The organism is Methylocystis sp. H62 (assembly GCF_015709515.1).
Classification (GTDB): domain Bacteria; phylum Pseudomonadota; class Alphaproteobacteria; order Rhizobiales; family Beijerinckiaceae; genus Methylocystis.
The window spans coordinates 1-2,863 of the sequence record NZ_JADNQZ010000027.1 but is presented as its reverse complement, the minus strand read 5'-3'; the positions used below and the strand labels follow the sequence as shown (position 1 = coordinate 2,863).

Sequence of the window (2,863 nt, the reverse complement as noted above, 5' to 3'; positions counted from 1 at the left end):
GGCCTTCGGCGAGCTTTTGGAACAGGGCGCGGTCGAGCCCGCGCGCGGCGCGGTAGTCGACGTCTTCGATGCTGGCCTGCTGGCGGAGTTTTGCTGCGCGCAGCCTGGCCGTCAGCCGCTTGTCGCGTCGAAGAGACGCTTCTCGATCAAGCAGCAGAGCGAGCCAGTCGTTGCGGTCGATCCCTTTCGCCTCATCTGTCTCTGCGAGTTCGGCGAAGGCCTTGGCCATTCCGTAAAGGCCGAGGACGTGAAGCTGGTCGAGGGTGGGATGTTTAAGCAAGTCGCTGTCTCCTAATGATAGTAGCGCGGGCCGCGGATATTGGGGTGAAGGATCGGAGCCGCGTCCGCGGCGCGCTTTGGCGCCGGCTTCCGATCGAGCTTGTTGTCGAGGATGGATTTGATCGAGCCATAGGTCTTCGCGCCGATCTCGATGGCGCGTTCCGCTGCGGCCTCGACGCGCTCGGATCCATAAGGGCCGATGAGGCGAACAATGCCCAGACAGGCGCGATAGCCCTGTTCGGGATGAGGCCGCGCCTCCAGAATCTGCTCGCAGAGCGCCGCCGTCGCCGGGCCGATCTTGCGGGCGTCCTCGCGGATGCGTTCAACGGTCCAGCCGGCGGCATAGCGCCGGTGGCTCGACGGCATGTGCTCAGAGATCGTCGTGTGCTTGCGGTTGCCGCTCATCCGCAGATGCACGGCGATACGTTCGCCTCGATAAAAAATCTCGACGCCGCGGACGGTCAGGCGCGCCTCGACCTGCGCTCGGGCGAAGCGATAGGGCACGGAGTAATAATGCGCGTCGATCTCGACGTGATAATCGATGCCGACGCGGTGCAGGCGCCATTCGCAATATTCGTAAGGCTCGACTGGAAGCGCCTTCAACGCCGGGCGGTCGATTTCGTCGAACAATTGGCGACGGGTGACGCCGAGCCGGCGGATGGGGCGCTCCTCGTTGAGAGTTTTCAGCATCCCGTCGATGGCGGCGTTGACCTCCGCGAGGCTGTAGAAGGTTTTGCGACGCAGCCTGCCGAGCAGCCAGCGTTCGACGATCAGCACCGCCGATTCCACCTTCGCCTTGTCGCGCGGTTTTCTGGGCCGGGCCGGCAAAAGCGCGGCGCCGTAATGCGCCGCCATGTCGGCGTAGGTGCGGTTGACCTGTGGATCGTAGAAGCAGGCTTTGACGATGGCGGTCTTGGCGTTGTCCGGCACGATGAGCTGCGGAACGCCGCCGATCGCCTCAAGCGCGCCGACATGGGCGTCGATCCAGTCAGGAAGCGTCTGCGTCCAGCTCGCCCGCGCGAAAGTGAAGCTCGACGCGCCCAGCACCGCGACGAATATCTGCCCCATGCGCACTTCGCCGGTGAGCCTGTCGACGACGACGGGAACGCCGTCGCCGGCGTAATCGACGAACAGGCGCTCGCCGGCGGCGTGGGTCTGCCGCATGGTCACCGACAGCGTTTTCTCGAAGGCGCGATACAGCTCGCAAAAGCGCGAATAGCGATAGCCGCCGGGGTTCTCGGCGATGTATTCGTCCCACAGGATCGTCAGGGTGACGTGCTTGCGCTTCAGCTCGCGATGCACGTTTGCCCAGTCCGGCTCTTCGACGCGCCGGTGACCGCGCTTGCTGCGCCGGTTGGCGTAAAGCGCCGCCTCCAGCGCGTCGTCGTTCATTCCCTCCGGCAGCGGCCAGGAGAGCCCGGCGCCCTCCGCGCGTTCGAGCGCTTCCCGAACCGTCGAACGCGGCATGCCGAGACGCCGGGAAATCTCGTGCGCTGAAACCGACGCGGCCTTCAGCCGAATAATCTCGCGCGCCTGGCGCATCGTAATCCGCTCCGCTGGCATGAATCGCTCCCCCCTTGGATTGCCAAAGGAGCGACTTGATCACTTGATCAGGCCAACGGCGGCGGTGAGCCACTGCACGAAATCACCCGGGGGATCATTCCGTTGAAGGGGGGCGGGATCATCTCGGAATCGGGGGGCGCGATCATTCCGGAATCGATGGGCACCTTCATCTCGTTTTAGGGGGCGCCATCAGTCGGAATCTGGAGGGTTATGTGATGTCCGCGGCGCAATGCTTCGGCTCGCGGGAATGCGGACCTCACATAAGCCGGATTGAACGAAGGCACGGGTCGTTAGCCGCTATGGGGAAAGCGCGAGACGCTGAGGCTTTTTGGCGCGCGGTGTTGCGGCGGTCGTGCGCTCACGAACGGATGTAAGGGCCCGATGGGTCAAAGACGTTCGATCCTGGCGGCGCGCGGTGCGGGGCTGTCCGGCTGGAGGGCGCCGTGGAGGGGCGTTCGTCGCGCTGGCGACGTGAGCCTTCGCCTCGTCGGCGTGAAGCGCAACGAGAGGACCAAGGCTGATGCGGGCGAAAGCGATTGCGGAACTCATGACGTGTCACAGTGAAAGGGGCGCGGTCTGAAGGGCGGCGTGACGCGGATGCGGCGCATGAGCGCGCCGCAGTCGGGACACAGCGAGGCGGCGCCGATTTTGGCGGTGGGCGCGTCCTCGCAGGCGGGGGCAGTCGGTTCTTCGACAGGATGATTTGCGGCGGCGAGCTTGCGGCAGAGTTCGAGTCTTTCGGCGCGGTCTCCCCTGGCCAGGAGGCCGTAGTGACGAATGCGATGGAAGCCGCCGGGGAGGACATGCAGCAGAAAGCGGCGCATGAACTCCTCCGGCTTAAGCCGCATGATCTTCCGGCGCCCGTTGCGCCGATAGTCCTTGTAGGTGAACGCGATCTCGTCGTCGCTGATGGCTACGAGCCTTGAGTTGGCGATCGCCGCGCGATGCGTGTAGCGGGCGAGATAGGCAAGGACCTGCTCGGGGCCGCCGAAGGGAGGCTTGGCGTAAACGACCCAGTCTG

At 64.9% G+C, this 2,863-nt stretch carries 3 protein-coding genes; all 3 read right to left on the bottom strand.

Features of this window, described 5'->3' with window-relative positions:
* On the bottom strand, positions 1-280 hold a 280-nt coding region (locus tag IYY11_RS00960), incomplete at its 3' end, for an ATP-binding protein (protein ID WP_196402396.1).
* Between the two features lie 11 nt (positions 281-291).
* Positions 292-1,821, bottom strand: a complete 1,530-nt coding sequence (gene istA / locus IYY11_RS00955) for an IS21 family transposase (RefSeq protein ID WP_196402407.1) — start codon at positions 1,819-1,821, stop codon at positions 292-294.
* Positions 1,822-2,387: 566 nt separating this feature from the next.
* On the bottom strand, positions 2,388-2,863 hold a 476-nt coding region (locus IYY11_RS23550; RefSeq protein WP_409455204.1), incomplete at its 5' end, for a transposase.

What these genes read in the sequence shown, in the direction of transcription:
- istA (WP_196402407.1), bottom strand. Translation starts at nt 1,821, where the DNA reads ATGCGCCAGGCGCGCGAGATTATTCGGCTGAAGGCCGCGTCGGTTTCA.